The organism is Maribellus sp. CM-23 (assembly GCF_021354595.1).
Lineage (GTDB): Bacteria > Bacteroidota > Bacteroidia > Bacteroidales > Prolixibacteraceae > Draconibacterium.
This window is the reverse complement of record NZ_JADWYJ010000012.1, coordinates 1-3,541: the sequence shown is the minus strand read 5'-3', so window position 1 is coordinate 3,541 and position 3,541 is coordinate 1. Positions and strand designations below refer to the sequence as shown.

General features: G+C 42.1%; 1 protein-coding gene. It reads left to right on the top strand.

Annotated features, from left to right (window positions below; all coding sequences use genetic code 11):
* Nucleotides 1-1,053: 1,053 nt before the first annotated feature.
* Nucleotides 1,054-3,541 (top strand): PKD domain-containing protein (locus INQ51_RS22435; RefSeq protein ID WP_233380228.1); only part of this gene is annotated, 2,488 nt, incomplete at its 3' end.

Here is a 3,541-nt window from a genome sequence, read left to right as displayed (position 1 = left end):
GCTCCATGTTTTCCCGCGAGGCTTCCGTGATCTCCACCAGCACTTTCTCCCCCGCATCTACCATACAAAAAGAAAGCCCGTTACGTGAAAAGATCTTGTCAATTCTCCCTTTTATCTGGTTCCGCAACGAAATCTGAGGGATAGGCTGCAGAGAAAACTCCAAACATATATTATAGTATTGAAGAGTAAGTCACCATTTAAAACAGCAACTTAACTTTTCAAACTTGCGAGGAAACAGTATCCCCTACTGAGTCGCATGGTATATTGCTATCGATTGTTCCTATCATATAGCTTTATATAGAAATATATATTATCTAAAAACACATTTAATGCATAACATCGTACAAAGCGATACTCAACCGACGGAAGTACATTATATAATATAACTCCAATAGCAATCTTAGGGTAGCTGTTCACAATATTCCCCAGCGAAACGCTATATATGTGTAAGGTCCTGCTATTTTGTCTTCTAAGAAAGAAGCTAAACATAACACCTACATGAAAAAATGAGAATATATGTAACAACAAAACATATACATTATGTCAACCAAGTGATGATTATGCATTGACTAAACAAACAGTCGTCTGATAACAGTATGAATTTATGATTTAATATAGAGCCTAACCATGAAGAACACCTGAAGGTATTTTATTTTTCACCCCGGGAGTTTTGTCCCAAAATGAAACCACATTTCTGCAAACACAAAAATTCAAACAACTCATTTTCAGTACATTAAACCAATAGGCACAACAATTGCTTAAAGACAGGCAAACGTACTAAACATTTGAAATATTGAATATGGAGGCGACGCGAATCAATCTAAAATTTGGATTTTATGTTATTAAGTCATAATTTGCATTAGCAATAATTGATTCTGAAATTTAAAGTTAGATAAAAAATAAGGGGTTATTTACATCTTTCCGAAAATTTCATATCAACAAAAGTTTATAAGCAATTACGGCAAATGACTGATCATTCATTCGTTTGAATGGGCGGATTGAGCGCCGATTACATTACTGTGTGGTTTTGTAACTATTAACACAACAAATGATATGAAAACAACTTTACCCAAGCGAAATTTAACACGAACCCTGTTTCTGGGGTTGATGTTTCTGTTTTTAGGAGCTGGTTATTTAAATGCACAAACGTATGATGACATGCGAACTTGCCCAGGCATCTCATGGAATTGTACTGCTAAAGAGTTCACTTTAAACAGAATATTCCTTACCGACCTTCAAGGAAATGAACTGACTCAGACTTCCTGTACTTATGGAACTCCAATTGTTGTTCAAATAAAGGCCGATATAACAGCAAATACCACGAGGTACGATGTCGCACTTTATTCTGATTTACGAAAAAACGACGATTCATTAACTGACTCAATGATAATTGGATTCGCCGGAACGGTATATGCAGGAAATCAGACTATTAGCTTTGGAACTTTTAATTGGACATGCGGTGATAAATTCCAATTATTAAACACCATCCTCTTTTACAGTCAAAGTACAGATTTAGGTCGTATTCACTCCTGTGCTGAACCCTACACTGGTTCTAAATGTAAAGACTATCAAAACATTATTTTTGAAGTAGATGCTCCTCTTAGTGTAAATGCCTATGTTGCTTCTATTTGCAACAATGGAGCCAATGGTATTGATGTTACCTTTGATGCGTCCGCATCGGGAGGTTCAGGAATATACACCTCTTATCAGTGGACTTTTACTCAAGGAGGTTCTTCTGCTGGTTCTTTGAACCAACAACAACCACAGGTTACTTTTACGGGAACAGGTGACATTATTGCTACTTTAGTAGTTACTGATTCGAAAGGAGTAGAAAGTGATCCTGTTTATGTGAACGTGAGTACTCCTGCTCAAATTTCCGTTGGTTTAGATACCACCTCAGTAAGGTGCGATGGTACATTGGGAACAATTACTGTTACTGCATCAGGAGGTACAGGCACTTTGGAATACAGCATTGACGGCAACAACTTCCAGCCTTCCAATCTGTTTGAAAATCTAACTGTTGGAAATTACACTATTACAGTTAGAGATCAATACATGTGTGAGAACACAGCCTCAATCGAGATCATTGCAGATGAGTGCTGTACAGAAACTGTTACAGCATCAGCTACTGACAACTCAGTATGTGAAGGTGGAAACATTGAGCTTACTGCTTCCTCTGTTTCAGGCGCTAATTCATATTTATGGAGTGGGCCTGCAAGTTTTTCTTCTATTGAGCAGAACCCGACGATAAGCAATGCTATCCCAAGCTACAGTGGAGATTATATTGTTGAAGTCAGCTATGGAAACAATTGTGTAGCGAAAGATACTGTAACAATTATAGTAACTCCGGAACCACAACCGATCGTAACAAACATGACCATCTGTTCGGATGAAACATACACCTGGGCAGTAAACGGTGTAACCTACCTTGGAAGCAACGGAAACGTTGACCTCACGCTGGAAGGCAACAACTGTGCTCCCGACTCGGTACTGGCACTGACGGTAACTCCGGAACCACAGCCGATCGTAACAAACGTGACCATCTGTTCGGATGAAACCTATACATGGGCAGTAAACGGTGTTACTTACCTCGGAAGCAACGGAAACGTTGACCTCACACTGGAAGGTGACAACTGTGCCCCTGACTCGGTACTGGCACTGACGGTAACTCCGGAACCACAACCGATCGTAACAAACATGACCATCTGTTCGGATGAAACCTATACCTGGGCAGTAAACGGTGTAACCTACCTTGGAAGCAACGGAAACGTAGACCTCACACTGGAAGGTGACAACTGTGCCCCCGACTCGGTACTGGCACTTACGGTAACTCCGGAACCACAGCCGATCGTAACAAACGTAACCATCTGTTCGGATGAAACATACACCTGGGCAGTAAACGGTGTAACCTACCTCGGAAGCAACGGAAACGTTGACCTCACGCTGGAAGGCAACAACTGTGCTCCCGACTCGGTACTGGCACTTACGGTAACTCCGGAACCACAGCCGATCGTAACAAACGTGACCATCTGTTCGGATGAATCATACACTTGGGCAGTAAACGGTGTTACTTACCTCGGAAGCAACGGAAACGTTGACCTCACACTGGAAGGTGACAACTGTGCTCCTGACTCGGTACTGGCACTGACGGTAACTCCGGAACCACAGCCGATCGTAACAAACGTGACCATCTGTTCGGATGAAACCTATACATGGGCAGTAAACGGTGTTACTTACCTCGGAAGCAACGGAAACGTTGACCTCACGCTGGAAGGTGACAACTGTGCCCCTGACTCGGTACTGGCACTGACGGTAACTCCGGAACCACAACCGATCGTAACAAACATGACCATCTGTTCGGATGAAACATACACCTGGGCAGTAAACGGTGTAACCTACCTTGGAAGCAACGGAAACGTAGACCTCACGCTGGAAGGCAACAACTGTGCTCCCGACTCGGTACTGGCACTGACGGTAACTCCGGAACCACAGCCGATCGTAACAAACGTGACCATCTGTTCGGATGAAACCTATACATGGG